The organism is Streptomyces sp. NPDC002537, assembly GCF_053594975.1.
The window spans coordinates 106,151-122,142 of record NZ_JBSFWT010000003.1; the positions used below are offsets into that span (position 1 = coordinate 106,151).

14 protein-coding genes are annotated in these 15,992 nt (G+C 73.7%); 8 read left to right on the forward strand and 6 right to left on the reverse strand.

Annotated features, from left to right (window positions below; genetic code table 11):
• Positions 1-165 precede the first annotated feature (165 nt).
• From ACWD4A_RS02400 to ACWD4A_RS02410, 3 genes are read left to right on the forward strand one after another with little or no spacing between them, the layout of a single operon-like run.
• On the forward strand, positions 166-1,503 hold the full coding sequence (locus ACWD4A_RS02400; protein ID WP_451188276.1) for a hemolysin family protein: 1,338 nt from the start codon (positions 166-168) through the stop codon (positions 1,501-1,503).
• Complete coding sequence (locus ACWD4A_RS02405; protein ID WP_451188279.1) at positions 1,500-2,513, forward strand: hemolysin family protein; 1,014 nt, start codon at positions 1,500-1,502, stop codon at positions 2,511-2,513. The genes ACWD4A_RS02400 and ACWD4A_RS02405 overlap by 4 nt, the downstream gene beginning before the upstream one ends.
• Positions 2,514-2,573: 60 nt before the next feature.
• The gene (locus ACWD4A_RS02410) at positions 2,574-3,380 is read left to right on the forward strand and encodes an SGNH/GDSL hydrolase family protein (RefSeq protein ID WP_451188281.1); all 807 of its coding nucleotides are present in this window, start codon (positions 2,574-2,576) and stop codon (positions 3,378-3,380) included.
• Between the two features lie 108 nt (positions 3,381-3,488).
• On the opposite strand, the gene ACWD4A_RS02415 is transcribed toward ACWD4A_RS02410, so the two are convergent.
• Positions 3,489-4,319 (reverse strand): alpha/beta fold hydrolase, encoded by an 831-nt coding sequence (locus ACWD4A_RS02415; RefSeq protein ID WP_451188284.1) that lies wholly within the window; start codon positions 4,317-4,319, stop codon positions 3,489-3,491.
• A 194-nt stretch (positions 4,320-4,513) separates the two neighbouring features.
• Between ACWD4A_RS02415 and ACWD4A_RS02420 the strand changes: the two genes are divergently transcribed.
• Entirely contained in the window at positions 4,514-5,401 is an 888-nt protein-coding gene (locus tag ACWD4A_RS02420; RefSeq protein WP_451188287.1) for an RNA polymerase sigma-70 factor, read from the forward strand.
• A 13-nt stretch (positions 5,402-5,414) separates the two neighbouring features.
• Here ACWD4A_RS02420 and ACWD4A_RS02425 read toward each other — a convergent pair whose 3' ends face one another.
• Positions 5,415-6,161 (reverse strand): SDR family oxidoreductase, encoded by a 747-nt coding sequence (locus ACWD4A_RS02425; protein ID WP_451188290.1) that lies wholly within the window; start codon positions 6,159-6,161, stop codon positions 5,415-5,417.
• 165 nt (positions 6,162-6,326) lie between these two features.
• On the opposite strand from ACWD4A_RS02425, the gene ACWD4A_RS02430 reads away from it, so the two are divergent.
• Positions 6,327-7,067 carry a GntR family transcriptional regulator gene (locus ACWD4A_RS02430; RefSeq protein WP_451188293.1) on the forward strand — a complete coding sequence of 247 codons (741 nt, stop codon included), beginning with the start codon at positions 6,327-6,329 and terminating at the stop codon, positions 7,065-7,067.
• A 27-nt stretch (positions 7,068-7,094) separates the two neighbouring features.
• On the opposite strand, the gene ACWD4A_RS02435 is transcribed toward ACWD4A_RS02430, so the two are convergent.
• From ACWD4A_RS02435 to purB, 4 genes are all read right to left on the reverse strand, one after another.
• Entirely contained in the window at positions 7,095-8,261 is a 1,167-nt protein-coding gene (locus tag ACWD4A_RS02435; RefSeq protein ID WP_451188296.1) for an ROK family protein, read from the reverse strand.
• A 168-nt stretch (positions 8,262-8,429) separates the two neighbouring features.
• Entirely contained in the window at positions 8,430-8,954 is a 525-nt protein-coding gene (mug, locus tag ACWD4A_RS02440) for a G/U mismatch-specific DNA glycosylase (RefSeq protein ID WP_451188299.1), read from the reverse strand.
• A 32-nt stretch (positions 8,955-8,986) separates the two neighbouring features.
• Complete coding sequence (locus ACWD4A_RS02445) at positions 8,987-9,430, reverse strand: MscL family protein (protein WP_451188302.1); 444 nt, start codon at positions 9,428-9,430, stop codon at positions 8,987-8,989.
• A 175-nt stretch (positions 9,431-9,605) separates the two neighbouring features.
• Entirely contained in the window at positions 9,606-11,048 is a 1,443-nt protein-coding gene (gene purB, locus ACWD4A_RS02450) for an adenylosuccinate lyase (RefSeq protein ID WP_451188304.1), read from the reverse strand.
• Positions 11,049-11,277: 229 nt separating this feature from the next.
• Here purB and ACWD4A_RS02455 point away from each other — a divergent pair, with 229 nt between their 5' ends.
• The 3 genes from ACWD4A_RS02455 (at position 11,278) to ACWD4A_RS02465 (ending at position 15,975) form a co-directional block, all read left to right on the forward strand.
• Entirely contained in the window at positions 11,278-12,666 is a 1,389-nt protein-coding gene (locus tag ACWD4A_RS02455; RefSeq protein ID WP_451188307.1) for a dihydrolipoyl dehydrogenase family protein, read from the forward strand.
• 129 nt (positions 12,667-12,795) lie between these two features.
• Positions 12,796-14,175 (forward strand): GNAT family N-acetyltransferase, encoded by a 1,380-nt coding sequence (locus tag ACWD4A_RS02460; RefSeq protein ID WP_451188310.1) that lies wholly within the window; start codon positions 12,796-12,798, stop codon positions 14,173-14,175.
• 114 nt (positions 14,176-14,289) lie between these two features.
• Positions 14,290-15,975, forward strand: coding sequence for a DUF885 domain-containing protein (locus ACWD4A_RS02465; protein ID WP_451188313.1), 1,686 nt, complete (start codon positions 14,290-14,292; stop codon positions 15,973-15,975).
• Positions 15,976-15,992 lie beyond the last annotated feature (17 nt).

Consider the following 15,992-nt stretch of genomic DNA (forward strand, 5'->3'; position numbering starts at 1 on the left):
GGGCGCCCCCTGACCACTTCCACTTTTGCTCATCCTTTACCATGGATGGTCACCCGTACCTCCATTACCCGAAAGGTGTGAGCGTCCGCCCATGGGCGAGCCTCCCAGTAGCCGACATCGCGTTCCCCTCTCCCCTGTCCGATCATGGGACGGAGGTGTGAACCGATGACCGAAGTGCTGCTCCTGGTGGTGGCCCTGCTGCTGACGCTGGCGTGCGCCGTCTTCGTCGCGGCGGAATTCTCGCTCACCACCGTCGAGCGCGGCGAGCTGGAGCGGGCCGCCGCGCAGGGCGACCGCGGCGCGCGCGGCGCGCTCAAGGCCGTGCGCGGCCTCACCTTCCAGCTCTCCGGCGCCCAGCTCGGCATCACCGTGACCGGCCTGGTCATCGGCATGATCTCCAAGCCGTCCATCGCGGCGCTGCTCACCGGGCCCGTCGAGGCCCTGGGCCTCTCGCGCGGTGCCGCCTCCTCTACCGCGCTGATCCTCGGCACGGTGCTCTCCACCGTCGTCCTGATGGTGATCGGCGAGCTGGTCCCCAAGAACTGGGCGATCTCGCGCCCCCTCCCGGTGGCCAAGAAGGTCGCCGGGCCGCAGCGCGCCTTCAGCGCCGCCTTCCGCCCGCTGATCAGGCATCTCAACAACACCGCCAACCGCAGCCTGCGCCGGATGGGACTGGAGCCCGCCGAGGAGCTGGCCTCCGCCCGCGGCCCGCAGGAGCTCGCCGCGCTCGCCCGCCACTCCGCGAAGGAGGGCGCGCTGGAGGCGGACACCGCCGAGCTGTTCATCCGGACGCTGAACCTCGCCGAGCTGACCGCGGAGAACGTGATGACCCCCCGCGTCCAGGTCACGGCGCTGGACGCGCACGCCACCGCCGAGGACGTCGTCAACGCCACCCGGGCCACCGGCCTCTCCCGCTTCCCCGTCTACCGCGGCAGCCTCGACTCCGTCATCGGCACCGCCCACGTCAAGGACGTCCTGGCGATACCGGCGGACCAGCGCCCCCGCCACCCCGTCACCGCGCTGCTGCGCGAGCCGCTGCTCGTCCCCACGTCGCTGACCGTGGACCGGCTGCTGGACCGGCTGTCGGGCCGCCGCACCATGGCCGTCGTCATCGACGAGTACGGCGGGACGGCCGGGGTGGCCACCCTGGAGGACATCGTCGAGGAGGTCGTCGGCGAGGTCCGCGACGAGCACGACCCCCACGAGCTCCCCGACCTTGCCCCGGCGGGCACCGACGCCGAGGGCAGACGGCTGTACGACGCGGACGGCGCGGCCCGCACCGACCAGTTGGAGATCATCGGGCTACGGGCGCCGGACGGCCCGTACGAGACCCTCGCCGGCCTGGTCGCCACCGAGCTCGGCCGGATCCCGGCCGAGGGCGACACCGTGGAGGTCGCGGGCTGGCGGATCGACGTCGTCGACGCCGCGGGGCGGCGCGCCGCCCGGGTCCGGCTCACGGCCCCGGCCCCCGGCCCGCGCACCGGCGAGGAGGCGGGCCGATGACCCTCGTCCAGCTCCTCATCGGCCTGGCGACCCTGGTCGTCAACGCCTTCTTCGTGGGCGCCGAGTTCGCGCTCATCTCGGTGCGCCGCAGCCAGATCGAGCCGTACGCCGACCGCGGCGACCGGCGGGCCCGCAGCGTGCTGTGGGGCCTGCGGCACATCTCGGCGCTGCTGGCCGCCGCCCAGCTCGGCATCACGCTGTGCACCCTGGTGCTCGGCATCGTGGCCGAACCGGCCATCGCGCACCTGCTGGAGCCGGTGTTCCACGCGGTCGGCATGCCGGACGGGCTGATCACCCCGGTGTCGTTCGTGATCGCCCTGGCCGTGGCGACCTATCTCCACATGCTGTTCGGCGAGATGGTCCCCAAGAACATCGCGCTCGCCGAGCCGGTGCGCACCGCCCTGTTCCTCGGGCCGCCGCTGGTGACCCTGGCGCGGGCCCTGCGCCCGGTGGTCTTCACCATCAACTCGCTGGCGAACAGCCTGCTCAAGCTGTTGCGGGTGGAGCCGAAGGACGAGGTCGCCGCGAGCTACTCCGACGACCAGCTCGCCCGGATCGTCGCCGACTCCAGCGCGGCGGGGCTGCTCGACAAGCGGGCGACCGAGCGGCTGCGGGACGCCCTGGAGCTGGGCACCCGGCCGGTCGAGGACGTCGTCACCCCGGTCGAGCAGGTGGTCTCCGCGCCGCTGGGGGTCACGCCCGAGGAGCTGGAACGGCTCTCCGCCGAGTCCGGTTTCTCCCGCTTCCCGGTGCTCGACGACACCGGCCGCCTCATCGGCTACCTGCATGTGAAGGACGCGCTGGACACGACCCCGCGCGACCAGCCGTTCCCGCTGCAGCGGATGCGCCGGATCGCGACCGTGCGGGCGGCGACGCCACTGGACGACGTGATCACGACGATGAGCGGCACCGGCACCCACCTCGCCGCGGTCATCGGCGCGGACGACCGGCCCGTGGGCCTGGTCACCCTGGAGGACGTGCTGCGCGAACTGGTCGGGCAGCAGCCGTAGCCGGGCCCTCCCCGGGGAGCCGACGGGCCCCTCCCCGGGGAGGAGTAGGATCGCCGCGCCATGCAGATGAATGCCACATACAGCAGTTTCGTCGCGGTCGGTGACTCCTTCACGGAGGGCATGTCCGACGAACTCCCCGACGGCTCGTACCGCGGCTGGGCCGACCTCCTCGCCGCGCGGCTGGCCGGCCGCGCGCCCGGGTTCCGCTACGCGAACCTGGCCGTGCGCGGCAAGCTCATCGGCCAGATCGCCGACGAGCAGGCGGCCCCCGCCGCCGCACTGGGCGCCGACCTGGCGACCCTGGTCGGCGGGCTCAACGACGTGCTGCGCCCGAAGTGCGACGTGGACCTGGTCTGCGCCCGGCTGGCCGAGGCCGCGGACCGGATCGCGGGCGGCTGCGGACAGCTGGTGCTGATGCGCAGCCCCGGGCGGCACGGTCCGGTGCTGGAGCGGTTCCGGCCGCGCATGGACCAGCTCTTCGGCTTCGTCGACGAACTCGCCGCCCGGCACGGGGCGATCGTCGTGGACCTCTTCGGCGCGGACGTCCTGGGCGATCCGCGGATGTGGGCGGAGGACCGCCTGCACCTGAACGCCGAGGGACACCGGCGGGTGGCAGAGGCCGTGTGGCAGGCGCTCGGCCACGAGCCCGAGGAGGACTGGCGCGCCCCGCTCCCGCCGTTCACGCCCCCCGGCTGGGCGGCCCGCCGCGCCTCCGACGCGCGGTTCGCCCGCGAGCACCTGCTCCCGTGGATCGGCCGCCGTCTGACGGGCCGCTCGTCGGGCGACGGACGGGTGGGGGCGCACTTCGACGCCGCCTCGGGCCGGGCCCGGCCGGTGGTCCTCAACCCGCCACCGGAGCAGGGCTGACGGCTCGTCAGATCTGGCGGCCCCGCCCGCCGCAGGGCCGCGGTCCGAGGGCCGACGACCGGTCGCGCGACCGGTCACCGGTGCGTACGGCCGAAGAACGGCCCTCGGTCAGCAGGACGCGTCCAGGATGACGCGGGCGACCAGCGCCGGGTCGTCGTTCATCGGCACGTGCCCGCAGCCGGTGAGCCGCAGGAGACGGGCGCCCGGGATCGTCTTCTTGGCCCGGATTCCCTGCCGCGGGATCAGCAGCCGGTCGCGGCTGCCCCAGGCGAGGGTCACCGGGATGTCGGGGATGTCATGGGTGAACCGCGTCGACCGCCCCTCGGCGAGGACCGCGTCGAAGCCGGTGGCCTCGCGCATCGCCCGGGTCTCGGCGATCACCGCGTCGGGCGAACGGCGCGCGGGCCGGGCGTAGATGGGGCCGACCAACATCGCCCGGCCCGCCGCCGTACGGGCCAGCCGGGACACCACCTGCGGGGGCATCGTCAGCGCGCCCAGTCGCATCCCGCGCAGCACCCCGACGGCATAGAGGCCCTCCGCCTCGTTCCAGAACCCCGCCGGGGAGAGCGCCGTGACGGAGCGCACGAGCTTGTCGTGGCCGAGCTGCAGCGCGAGCAGCCCGCCGAGGGAGTTGCCCGCGACGTGCGGCCGGTCCAGGCCGAGCGCCTCGAACAGGGCGCCCAGGACAGGGGTCACGCCCTGGAGGTCGTAGCGGATTCCGTCGGGCAGCGCCGGGGAGCGGCCGAAGCCCGGCAGGTCGACGGCGATGACGTCGCGCTCGGCGGCGAGGATGCCGGCCACCGGGTCCCACGCCTGGAGGTGATGGCCGATGCCGTGCAGCAGGACCAGGGGCTCCCCGCCACCGAGCCGTTCGTAGGACACCTCGACGGTCCGCTCTCCGGCGGCGGTGTCGATGGGGAAGGCGACCGTGTCGGCCATGGGGCGGCTCCTCGTCATCCACGGGTCACTGCTGAGGTATTGAGACAGGATGTCAGCAACGATTACCGATAGGTAGACCCTGTTCGATCGGGGTTCGTCCGGGGCGTCGGGCCGGGTATCGCACCGGGGCATCGCGCCGAGTGGGAGCCACCTCATATGGACAACTCCGCTCCGGTCACGGTGGGATGGGGAGCGTGACCGTACGTGATGCCGAGCCCGACGTCTTCGAGGCACACCGCGACGTCCTGACCGGCGTGGCCTACCGCATGCTCGGCCGCGCCGCCGACGCCGAGGACGTCGTGCAGGAGGCGTGGCTGCGCTGGTCCCGCGCCGACCGGGAGGACGTCCGCGACGTCCGCGGCTATCTGGTGCGGATCACCACCCGGCTGGCGATCGACCGGCTGCGGCAGGCGCGGTCCCGGCGCGAGACCTATGTCGGGCCGTGGCTCCCGGAGCCGGTCGCCACGGACTTCGGGGACACCGTCCCCGACACCGCGGAGCGCGCGGTGCTCGCGGAGTCGGTCTCGCTCGGCGTGCTGGTCGTCCTGGAGTCGCTCTCCCCGCTGGAGCGCGCGGTGTTCGTGCTCCGGGAGGCGTTCGCGTTCCCGTACCAGGAGATCGCCGGGGTGCTCGACCGTTCGGAGGCGGCCGTGCGACAGCTCGCCGCGCGGGCCCGCCGCCACGTCGACGAGCGGAAGCCGCGCTTCCGGGTGGATCCCGCGCAACAGCGGGACCTCACCGAGAAGTTCCTCGCGGCCGCCACCGGCGGGAGCATCGAGGGCCTGCTGGCGCTGCTGGCCCCGGACGTGCGGCTCATCGGCGACAGCGGCGGGAAGTCCAAGGCACCGCTGCGGGTCCTGGAGACCGCGGACAAGGTCGGGCGGTTCCTCTTCGCCGTGGCACAGTCGGGCGTGCCCGAGCCGGACTTCCGCTTCCTGGAGCTCAACGGGCGGCCCGCCCTGCTGGTGCTGTCCCGAGGGCGGCCCGACTCCGTCGTCAGCCTGGAGCTCTCCGCGGACGGGCGGATCGCGGCCGTCTACATCCAGCGGAACCCCGACAAGCTCACCGGGCTCGCGCCGTGACCCCGTGCGGCCTTTACAGCCCGCCCGCCACGCGCAGCACCGCGCCCGTGGTGTACGACGCCTCCGGCGACAGCAGCCAGGCCACCGCTCCGGCGATCTCCTCGGGCTCGGCGGGGCGGCCCATCGGCACCCGGTCGGCGACCCGCCACGGCCGCTCCGCGTCGCCCATCGCGGCGTGGATGTCCGTGAGGACCATGCCGGGCTGTACGGAATTGACGCGTATGCCCTCGGTGGCGAGCTCCTTGGAGAGCCCCGCCGTGATCGTGTCGACGGCCGCCTTGCTCGCCCCGTAGTGCACGTACTCGCCGGGGCCGCCCAGGGTGGCCGCGGCGGAGGAGATGTTCACGATGGCGCCGCCCGCGCCGCCGTGCCGGGTCGACATCTCCAGGGCGGCCCGCCGGGCGCAGATCAGCGCGCCCATCACGTTCACGTCGACGACCCGGCGCATCCGCTCGACCGGCGTCTCGGTGAACCGGCCCAGGAGACCGGTGATCCCCGCGTTGTTGACCAGCCCGGTGACCGGCCCCAGTTGCTCCCGCACAGTGGCGAACAGCCGGTCGACATCGGCCTCGTCGCTGGTGTCGGCCCGCACGGCCGCACAGGCGACGCCCTCGGCACGCACCTTGGCGGCCGTCTCCTCGGCGGCCTCCCGGTCCCGTTCGTAACCGATGCCGACGGCGTGCCCGGCGCGGGCGAGGCGCACCGCCACCGCCGCGCCGATCCCCCTGCTGCCGCCCGTCACCACGGTGACCTGAGCCATACGTCCGCCTTCCCCAGCACACTCCGATGATCGACGACCGTAACCGACCGGTCCGACAATCACGGCATTGGTCTTGACCAAGTCTGTGTGCCGCCTTATGGTCGCAGGCATACTGCAACAACCTTTAATAAAGAAGCGCGCGAAAAGCCTTTGCGGAGGATCAGGGTGGGGACCACGCAGCTGGACACGGTGCCGGAGCCCAAGTACTGGCACCTGAAGACCGTGCTCACCGACGCACTCGACTCCGAGTTCGCGGTGGGCGAGATCCTGCCGAACGAGCGCGAACTCGCGGCCCGCTTCGGCGTCGCGCGGGCCACGCTCCGGCAGGCCCTCGAACAACTGGAGCTGGAGGGGCGGCTGCAGCGGCGCCGCGGCGTCGGCACCACCGTCGCCCCGCCGCGCGTGGGCGTGGCCGTCGGCGACGCCGGGCACTCCTGGCCCGGTTCCGGCCCCGACGCCTGGCAGGCCGCCGACTGTGCCACGGTGGCCCCGCCCGCGGCCGTCGCCCGCCTCCTCGGCACCGGCGGCGGCGAGCCCGTGCACACCGTCCGCCGTACGCGCCGGACCCACGGCCAGCCCGTGGCCGCCGAGTTGCTGTACGTGCCGCTGAGCAGCGTCCCCGGTCTCACGGGCATCGACGCGCCGTCGGGCGCGGCCCGTGCCCGCGCGGTGCTCCGCGAGTTGCAGCGCCTGGAGCTCGACGGGCAGGACCGGGCCGTGGAGCTCGGCTCCGCCCGCGCCGACGACGCGAAGCAGCTCGACCGGCTGCCGGGCGCGCCCGTGCTCGTCGTCACCACCCGCTATGTCACGGAGGGCCGCACGGCCGCGCTGTCCGTGGCCACGTACCGGGCGGACACCTGCCGGCTCACCTTCGGCGACTCCGCGGAGCAGCTGCTCGCGGGCTGACCCGGGGCGGTCCCCGGGTGCCGCCCGTCAGCGACGTGCCGTCACCGTGCTCTCGACCGCGAAGAGTTGCTCCTCCACGTGGTCGAGAGCCAGGCGCAGCGCGCCCGTCGCCACCGCAGCCTCGCCCAGCAGCGACTGCGCCACCTTCGGCGGGCGCAGGCAGTAGCGGGCCAGTTCCGCGCGCAGGGGTTCCAGCACGCCGTCCAGGCCCGCGGCCCAGCCGCCCACCACGACCAGCTCCGGGTCGAGGGCCAGGACGAGCGCCGCGACGTCGTGCACGAGCCGCCGCATGAACCGGTCCACGGCCTCCCCGGCCCGCTCGTCGCCCTCCCGTGCGAGGGTGAAGACCCGCGCCACCTGTGCCTCGTCCAGCGGGTGCAGGGGCTCGCCCGTGGTGGACAGCACCTCTTCCGGGGTGGCCTCCCGGCCCAGCAGGTGCAGTGCGCCGATCTCCCCGGCGGCGCCCCCGTACCCCCGGTGCAGCCGGCCGCCGATCAGCGAACCGGCTCCCGGGCTCAGCCCCGCCAGGACGAAGACGATGTCGTCCGAGCCGGTGGCCGCGCCCTTCCAGTGCTCCGCCACGGCCGCCGCGTTGGCGTCGTTCTCGACCAGCACCGGGCAGCGGAACGAGCGCTGCAGCCGCTCCCCGAGGGGCAGTCCGGTCCAGCCCGGCAGGGCCGTGCCGAGACGCACGGTGCCGTCGGCCTCCACGATCCCCGGGCTGGCCACGCCCACGGCCCGCAGCCGGCTGCGGGGCACGCCGGAGCGCTCCAGCAGGTCGGCGACCGCGACCCGCACGCACCCCAGGCGCTCGTCCGCCGAGGCGGTCTCCGAGACGTCCAGGGACGCCGAGCCCATGACGCGCCCGCCGAGGTCGGCCATCAGCGCCGCGATGCGGTGCGGGCCGATCTCGATGCCCATGAGGTGACCGGCCTCGGCACGGAAGCGGAAGCGCCGGGCCGGCCGGCCCTGGCGCCGGGCCTCGCCCTCCTCGGCGGGCACCTCCACGACCAGGCCGGACTCCATCAGTCCCTCGACCACGCCCTCGACGGTCGGCCGGGACAGGCCCGTCACCTTGGTCAGGTCGGTGAGCGTGGGTGCGGCGGGCGGCGCCGCCGCGCGCAGCGCGTGGAGCACCACGGCCGAATTGATCCGCCGCAGCAGGGACGGGTCCCCGCCGGTGAGCCGCCCCAACGTGCCGCCTCCTCGCTTTGCGCGCTCTTTGCTGTCGGGTCGGATGGTATCCGGTGCGGTCGGGGGCGGCGAGCCTCGGGACCTCACCGGGGGTGACGGATCCCGGGCTCGTAGCTCGGCACCGACGTATGTCTTCACCGTCCCGGCGGCAGGCCCGTGGTCCCCTCGTCAGCCGGAGGCCTCGGTGGCGGCCCGCAGTCGGCCGAACTCCTCGGCCATCTTCGGGAGCGGCCAATGGGCATTGAGGCCGCTGGGGTTGGGGAGCACCCAGATCCGGGTGTCGCCGATGGTGCGCTCCTGGCGGCCGATCCGGGCGCGCTTGTCGTCGAAGGCGACGCGGTACGCGGTGACACCGACGACGGCCAGCCACTGCGGGCGGAGCCGCCGGACCTTCTCGGTGAGGACGATCCCGCCCTCGCGGAACTCCTCGTCGCTCAGTTCGTCGGCCCGCGCCGACGGGCGGGCGACGACGTTGGTGATGCCCAGGCCGTATGTGAGGAGTTCGTCCTGCTCGGCCGGTGCAAGGCGGCGCGGAGTGAAGCCGGAGAGGTGGAGGACGGGCCAGAACCGGTTTCCCGGGCGGGCGAAGTGGTGGCCGGTGGCCTCCGACATCAGCCCCGGGTTGATGCCGCAGAACAGCACGCGCAGATCCTGCGCGATCACGTCGCCTATCACTGTGCGCCCCTCCGTCACGTGCGGGGCTCCTCCCCCGTGCCCCGTACAGCCTAGACGGGCCGCGCACCGCCCGGCGCCGGCTGGTCCGTGCCGCAGTACCTGCACTTGCGCGCCGCTTCCGGGATGTCCTCGGAGAGGCAGGCCGGGCAGGTCTTGAGGGGGCCGGGCTCGCCGAAGACGACCTGGCCGCGCCGGGCCTGGACGTGCTTGTAGGGGACGACGATCAGGAAGTAGACGACGGCCATGAAGATGAGGAAGTACACGACCGCGGAGAGGAACGAGCCCAGGTCGAGATAGGTGGACCGGTTGCCCGGCCTGCCGAGCTGCCAGCCGAGCCCCATCGAACGGCCGCCCTGGGCACGCGTGATGACGGGGTTGACCACGAAGTCCGTGAACGCCTTGATGAGCGTGCTGAACGCGAGGGCGATGATCAGTCCCACGGCCACGGTGACGATGTCACCGCGCATGATGAAGTTCTTGAATCCCTTGAGCACGGCCGCCTCCTGGTGTCGGACATCCGATGAGACCACGCAGAACGGTACATTCCGGACTTCTTCCTCCGGTGGTACGGCGCGGCCGGGCCCGGAACGCGGGCCGCCCGTGGCGGTGTCCTCCCGGAGGAGGGCACCGCCACGGGCGGCAAGGGCGTGACCGAAGGGGTCGCCGGGGCTAGAGGATCGCGCCCGGCGTGTAGGCGGCCGCCTCCGGGTGCCGCTTGGCGATCTCCTCGATCCGGGCCACGACCAGGCCGACCTGGTCGGCGGCGGCGCCGCTGAAGGAGAGCTTGTCCGCCATCAGGGCGTCCAGACCGGCGCGGTCCAGCGGGATGCGGTCGTCGGCGGCCAGCTTGTCGAGCAGTTCGTTGCGCTCGGCTCCCTGCTCCCGCATGGCCAGCGCGGACGCGACCGCGTGCTCCTTGATGGCCTCGTGCGCGACCTCCCGGCCGACCCCGGCCCGTACCGCCGCCATCAGCACCTTGGTGGTGGCGAGGAAGGGCAGGTAGCGGTCCAGCTCGCGGGCGACGACCGCGGGGAAGGCGCCGAACTCGTCGAGGACGGTCAGGAAGGTCTCCAGCAGGCCGTCGAGCGCGAAGAACGCGTCCGGCAGCGCGACGCGGCGCACCACCGAGCAGGACACGTCGCCCTCGTTCCACTGGTCGCCCGCGAGCTCGCCGGTCATCGAGGCGTAGCCGCGGAGGATGACCATCAGGCCGTTGACGCGCTCGCAGGAGCGGGTGTTCATCTTGTGCGGCATCGCGGACGAGCCGACCTGGCCCGGCTTGAAGCCCTCGGTGACCAGCTCGTGCCCGGCCATCAGCCGGATCGTCTTGGCGAGCGAGGAGGGGGCGGCGGCGAGCTGCACCAGCGCGGTGACCACGTCGTAGTCGAGGGAGCGCGGGTAGACCTGGCCGACGGAGGTGAAGGCGTGCGCGAAGCCGAGGTGGCCCGCGATCCGCCGCTCCAGCTCGTCCAGCTTCGCGGCGTCGCCGCCGAGCAGGTCGAGCATGTCCTGTGCGGTGCCGACCGGGCCCTTGATGCCGCGCAGCGGGTAGCGGCCGAGGAGCTCCTCGAGGCGGCCGTAGGCGACCAGCAGTTCGTCGGCGGTGGTGGCGAAGCGCTTGCCGAGGGTGGTGGCCTGGGCGGCGACATTGTGCGAGCGGCCCGCCATGACCAGCTCGGCGTGCTCGCCGGCCAGCTTGCCCAGCCGGGCCAGCACGGCGACGGCACGGTCGCGGACGAGCTCCAGCGACAGCCGGATCTGGAGCTGCTCGACGTTCTCCGTGAGGTCGCGGGAGGTCATGCCCTTGTGGACGTGCTCGTGTCCGGCGAGGGCGTTGAACTCCTCGATCCGGGCCTTCACGTCGTGGCGGGTGACCTTCTCGCGCTCGGCGATCGAGGCCAGGTCGACCTGGTCCAGGACCCGCTCGTAGTCGGCGAGCGCAGCGTCCGGCACCTCGATGCCCAGGTCCTTCTGGGCGCGCAGTACGGCGAGCCAGAGCTTCCGCTCCAGCGTGACCTTGTACTCGGGGGACCACAGGACGGCCAGCTCGGTGGACGCGTAGCGGCCGGCGAGGACGTTGGGAATGCGGGGCTTCAAAGACGCAGCTGTCACGCGTCCAGAGTCTACTGGCGGTTTACGCAGGCCAGCGCCTCAGCACGGTTCGTGCGTTGCTACGAGACGGGGATCACCCGGCGGTGCGCGGGAAACCCGCCCGGACCGAGGGGTCCCCGGTCCTGGGTCCCGAAGGCGCTCCGGCCGGGGCGCGTCGGACGGTGACGCCGTCGCGGGCCGGTGGGAAGGTGGTGCCCACACCCGGGGACGCTAGCGGAGGTGCGGTGCCATGGCCGGACAGGTGGATGCCGAACAGGTGGATGTGGTCGTCATCGGCATGGGGCCGGGCGGCGAGCACGTGGCGGGCCGGCTCGCCGAGGCCGGGCTGGACGTGGTGGGTGTCGAGGCGGAGCTGGTCGGCGGCGAGTGCCCGTACTGGGGGTGCATCCCGAGCAAGATGATGATCCGGGCCGGGAACCTGCTGGCGGAGGGGCGCCGCATCCCCGGTATGGCCGGGGACGCGCGGGTGACGCCGGACTGGGCACCGGTGGCGGGACGGATCCGCGACGAGGCCACCGACGACTGGAACGACCGGGTGGCGGCCGACCGCTTCACCGGCAAGGGCGGCACGCTGGTCCGGGGCCGGGGGAAGCTGGCCGGGCCCGGCCGGGTGGAGGCCGGTGGCCGGGTCTTCGAGGCCCGCCGCGGGGTGGTGGTCGCGACCGGTACGAAGCCGTCCGTGCCGCCGGTGCCGGGCCTGGACGGTGTGCCGTACTGGACCAATCGCGACGCGATCGCCGCGAAGGAGCCGCCGGACTCGCTGCTCGTGCTCGGCGGCGGGGCCATCGGCCTGGAACTCGCGCAGGTCTACGCCCGGTTCGGCACCCGGGTGGAGGTCGTGGAGGCCATGGCGGGGCTGCTGCCCGCCGAGGAGCCGGAGGCGGGCGAGCTGCTGGCGGAGGTGCTGCGCCGGGAGGGCCTGACCGTCCGGACGGGCGCGCGGGCGGCCGGGGCGCGCCACGACGGGGACGCGTTCACGCTCGTGCTGGAGGACGGCGCCGAGCTGACGGCCCGTCAACTATTGGTGGCCACGGGCCGCCGGGTGGACCTCTCGGAGCTGGGCCTGGAGACGGTGGGACTCGACCCCGGGGCACGGTCGCTGAAGGTGGACGGCAGGCTGCTGGCCGCGCCCGCGCTGTGGGGCGTGGGGGATGTGACGGGGCACGGCGCGTTCACCCACATCGCGATGTACGAGGCGGAGATCGTGATCCGCGCGGTGCTGGGCGAGCCGGGGCCCGAGGCCGACTACCGGGCCCTGCCGCGGGTGACGTTCACCGACCCGGAGGTCGGCGCCGTCGGCCTGACGGAGCATCAGGCCCGGGAGCGGGGTCTGCGGGTGCGCACGGGCCTGGCGCGGGTGCCCTCCTCGACGCGCGGCTGGATCCACAAGGCGGGCAACGAGGGCCTGGTCAAGCTGGTGGAGGACGTGGACCGGGGGGTGCTGGTCGGGGCGACCACGGCGGGCCCGACGGGCGGCGAGGTGATGTACGGCCTCGCGGTGGCGGTCCAGGCGGAGGTGCCGGTCGAGGCCCTGCGTCACATGATCTACGCCTATCCGACGTTCCATCGCGGGATCGAGGAGGCGCTGGCCGACCTCCGCTCGGGCGAGGGCCAGTGAACGGCGATCGGTGAACGACGCCCAGTAAAGGTGCCCGGTAAAACTGGACAGTTGGCAACAAGAACGCACTTAACCCATCGGTCACAAGCCGTTCGTGATCACGCAACACCACTCGGTCAGGGTGGGCCCATGACTGACGAGACCCGTGCGAAGGGCGCTCACGCGCCGCACCGCTGGCGGCGGGATCTGGCAGAGCTGGCCGCCGTGTTCACCGCGGTCGCCGCCGCCGACTCCGTGGCCAACGCGGTCGCGCACGGCCCGGACGGTCCGGTCCTGCTGGTCGCGTCGGCCGCCGCGCTGCTGGCCACGACCGGCTTCCACACCTGGTGGGCGCGGCGGCACGGCCACGCTCCCCCGGCCCCGCCCGGCGGCACCCCGGCGACCGCGCCCGCCGCCGGACAGGACGGCGCGGGAACGGACACCGCCCTCTGGCGGATGCGCACGACCGTCCGCGACGAGCCCGGCAGCCTCGCCGCGCTGTGCGTGGCCCTGGCCCGCCAGGGCGTCGACATCCTCTCCCTCCAGACGCACCCGCTGGCCGACGGCGCCGTGGACGAGCTCCTGCTGCGCGCCCCGGGCGCGCTGGCCTCCAAGGAGCTGTCGGACGCCGCCACCGCGGGCGGGGGCAGCGGCACCTGGCTGGAGCGCGCCGACGCCCACGACCTCGTCGACGCCCCGACCAGGGCGCTCACCCTCGCCACCCGCACGGCCCTCGATCCGGCGGAGCTCCCGCTCGCCCTGCGGCAGTTGTTCGGCCGCTGCACCATCCGCTCGGTACCCGCGCGCGACGGCGGCCCGGACCCGGCGGTGCCGCCGGAGGGGCAGTGGGAGGAGACGGTGATGCGGCTGCGCGACCCGTCCGGCGGCTCGATCACCATAGAGCGCCCCTATCTGCCCTTCACCCCCACCGAGTTCGCGCGGGCCCGCGCCCTGGTCGAGCTCGACGCCCGCCTCGGGCCGCGCGTCCCGCCGCGCAGCGACGTGCTGACGCTGCCCGAGGGCGATGAGATCACCGTGCGCCGCGCGGGCCCGGAAGACCTCGCGGCCGCGCGGGAGATGCACGAACGCTGCTCCCCCCGGACGCTGTCCCTGCGCTACCACGGTCCGGTCGGTGACGCCGACCGCTATCTCCGCCACCTGCTGAGCCCCCGCTTCGGCCGCACCCTGGCCGCCTACACGGCCTCCGGCAGGCTGGTCGCCCTCGCGCACCTGCTGTGGGACGGCGAGGAGACCGAGGTGGCCCTGCTCGTCGAGGACGCGTGGCAGCGCCGCGGTGTCGGCGGCGAACTGCTCGGCACGCTGGTGGCCATGGCCGCCGAGGCCGGGTGCGAGAGCATCTACGCCGTCACCCAGGCCTCCAACACCGCGATGGTGGCGTCGATGCGCGCGATGGGCCTGCCGCTGGACTACCTCGTCGAGGAGGGCACGCTCGTCATCACGGCACGGCTCTCCCCCGCGCCGGTTCCGGCCGTCGCACGGACCCGCGCGGACAGGTCGGCGGACGACTGACCGGACCCCGCGCAGGCCCAACTGCCCACAAGCACCGACAATTCGGCCCCCGTCTCCCGATCCGGAACCGAGATGCCGATGACGCGACGGCCCCGGCCGTACGAGGATGAGCGCATGCCGAAGAACACCACTGAACTCCTCCCCCGTCAGGTCGCCGACGCCTACGTCGACGCTTTCGTCGCACTCGACCCGCTCACCGGCACCTATCTCGGCGTGGCGGAGTCCGCACAGCGGCTGCCCGACTTCTCGCCCGCGGGCCGGCGGGAGTTCGCGGACCTGGCCCGCACGACCCTCGACCGGCTCGCCGAGGCCGAACGGCTGCCGGGCGCGGACAGCGACGTCGAGCGGCGCTGCGCCCGGCTGCTGCGGGAGCGGCTGACGGCCGAACTCGCCGTGCACGAGGCGGGCGAACACCTGCGGGCGGTCAGCAACATCCACTCGCCGCTGCACGAGGTGCGGCACACGTTCTCCATCATGCCGACGGAGAGCGCCGAGGACTGGTCGGCGATCGCCGAGCGCCTGCGGGCCGTCCCGGCCGCGCTGGAGTCCTACCGCCGGTCGCTCGCCGAGGGCCTCGACCGGAAGCTGCCCGCCGGCCCGCGCCAAGTGACCACCGTCCTCGGACAGTTGGACGAGTGGATCGGAACGGACGGCGGCTGGTTCGCGGAGTTCGCCGCGCAGGGCCCCGAGGAGCTGCGCGGCGAGCTGCGGGAGAGCGCCCTCGCCGCGACGGCGGGGCTGGCCGCGCTGCGCGACTGGCTGCGCGACGTCTACGCCCCGGGCGTCGAGGGTGCCCCCGAGGTGGTGGGCCGCGAGCGCTACGCACGCTGGTCGCGCCTGTGGAACGGCACCGACCTCGACCTCGACGAGGCGTACGCGTACGGCTGGTCGGAGTTCCACCGCCTCCTCGGCGAGATGCGCGGGGAGGCGGAGAAGATCCTGCCGGGCGCGCGGACCCCGTGGGAGGCGCTGGCCCACCTCGACGCCCACGGCCCGCACATCGAGGGCGTCGACGAGGTCCGCGAGTGGCTGCAGGGGCTGATGGACGAGGCCATCGAGGCGCTGGACGGCACCCATTTCGAACTCGCCGAGCGGGTCAAGCGCGTGGAGTCCCGCATCGCGCCCCCCGGCGGCGCCGCCGCCCCGTACTACACCTCGCCGTCGGAGGACTTCTCGCGCCCCGGCCGGACCTGGCTGCCGACGATGGGCGAGACCCGGTTCCCGGAGTACGACCTGGTGTCCACCTGGTACCACGAGGGCGTGCCCGGCCACCACCTCCAGCTCGCGCAGTGGACGCATGTGGCGGACCGGCTCTCCCGCTACCAGACCACGGTCGGCCATGTGAGCGCCAACTGCGAGGGCTGGGCGCTGTACGCGGAGCGGCTCATGGACGAGCTGGGCTTCCTCACCGACCCCGGGCGGCGGCTGGGCTACCTGGACGCCCAGATGATGCGCTCCACGCGGGTGATCGTCGACATCGGCATGCACCTGGAGCTGGAGATCCCCGGGCACTCGCCGTTCCACCCCGGCGAGCGGTGGACGCCCGAGCTGGCGCGGGAGTTCTTCGGGATGCACAGCGGGCGCCCCGCCGCCTTCGTCGACAGCGAGCTGGTGCGCTACCTCGGCATGCCGGGCCAGGCGATCGGCTACAAGCTGGGCGAGCGCGCCTGGCTGGCCGGGCGCGACGCGGCCCGCAAGGCGCACGGTGACGCGTTCGACACGAAGGCGTGGCACATGGCGGCGCTGTCGCAGGGGTCGCTGGGCCTGGACGACCTGCTCGCGGAGCTCTCGGCGCTCTGACGCCGCGCGGGGGCGGG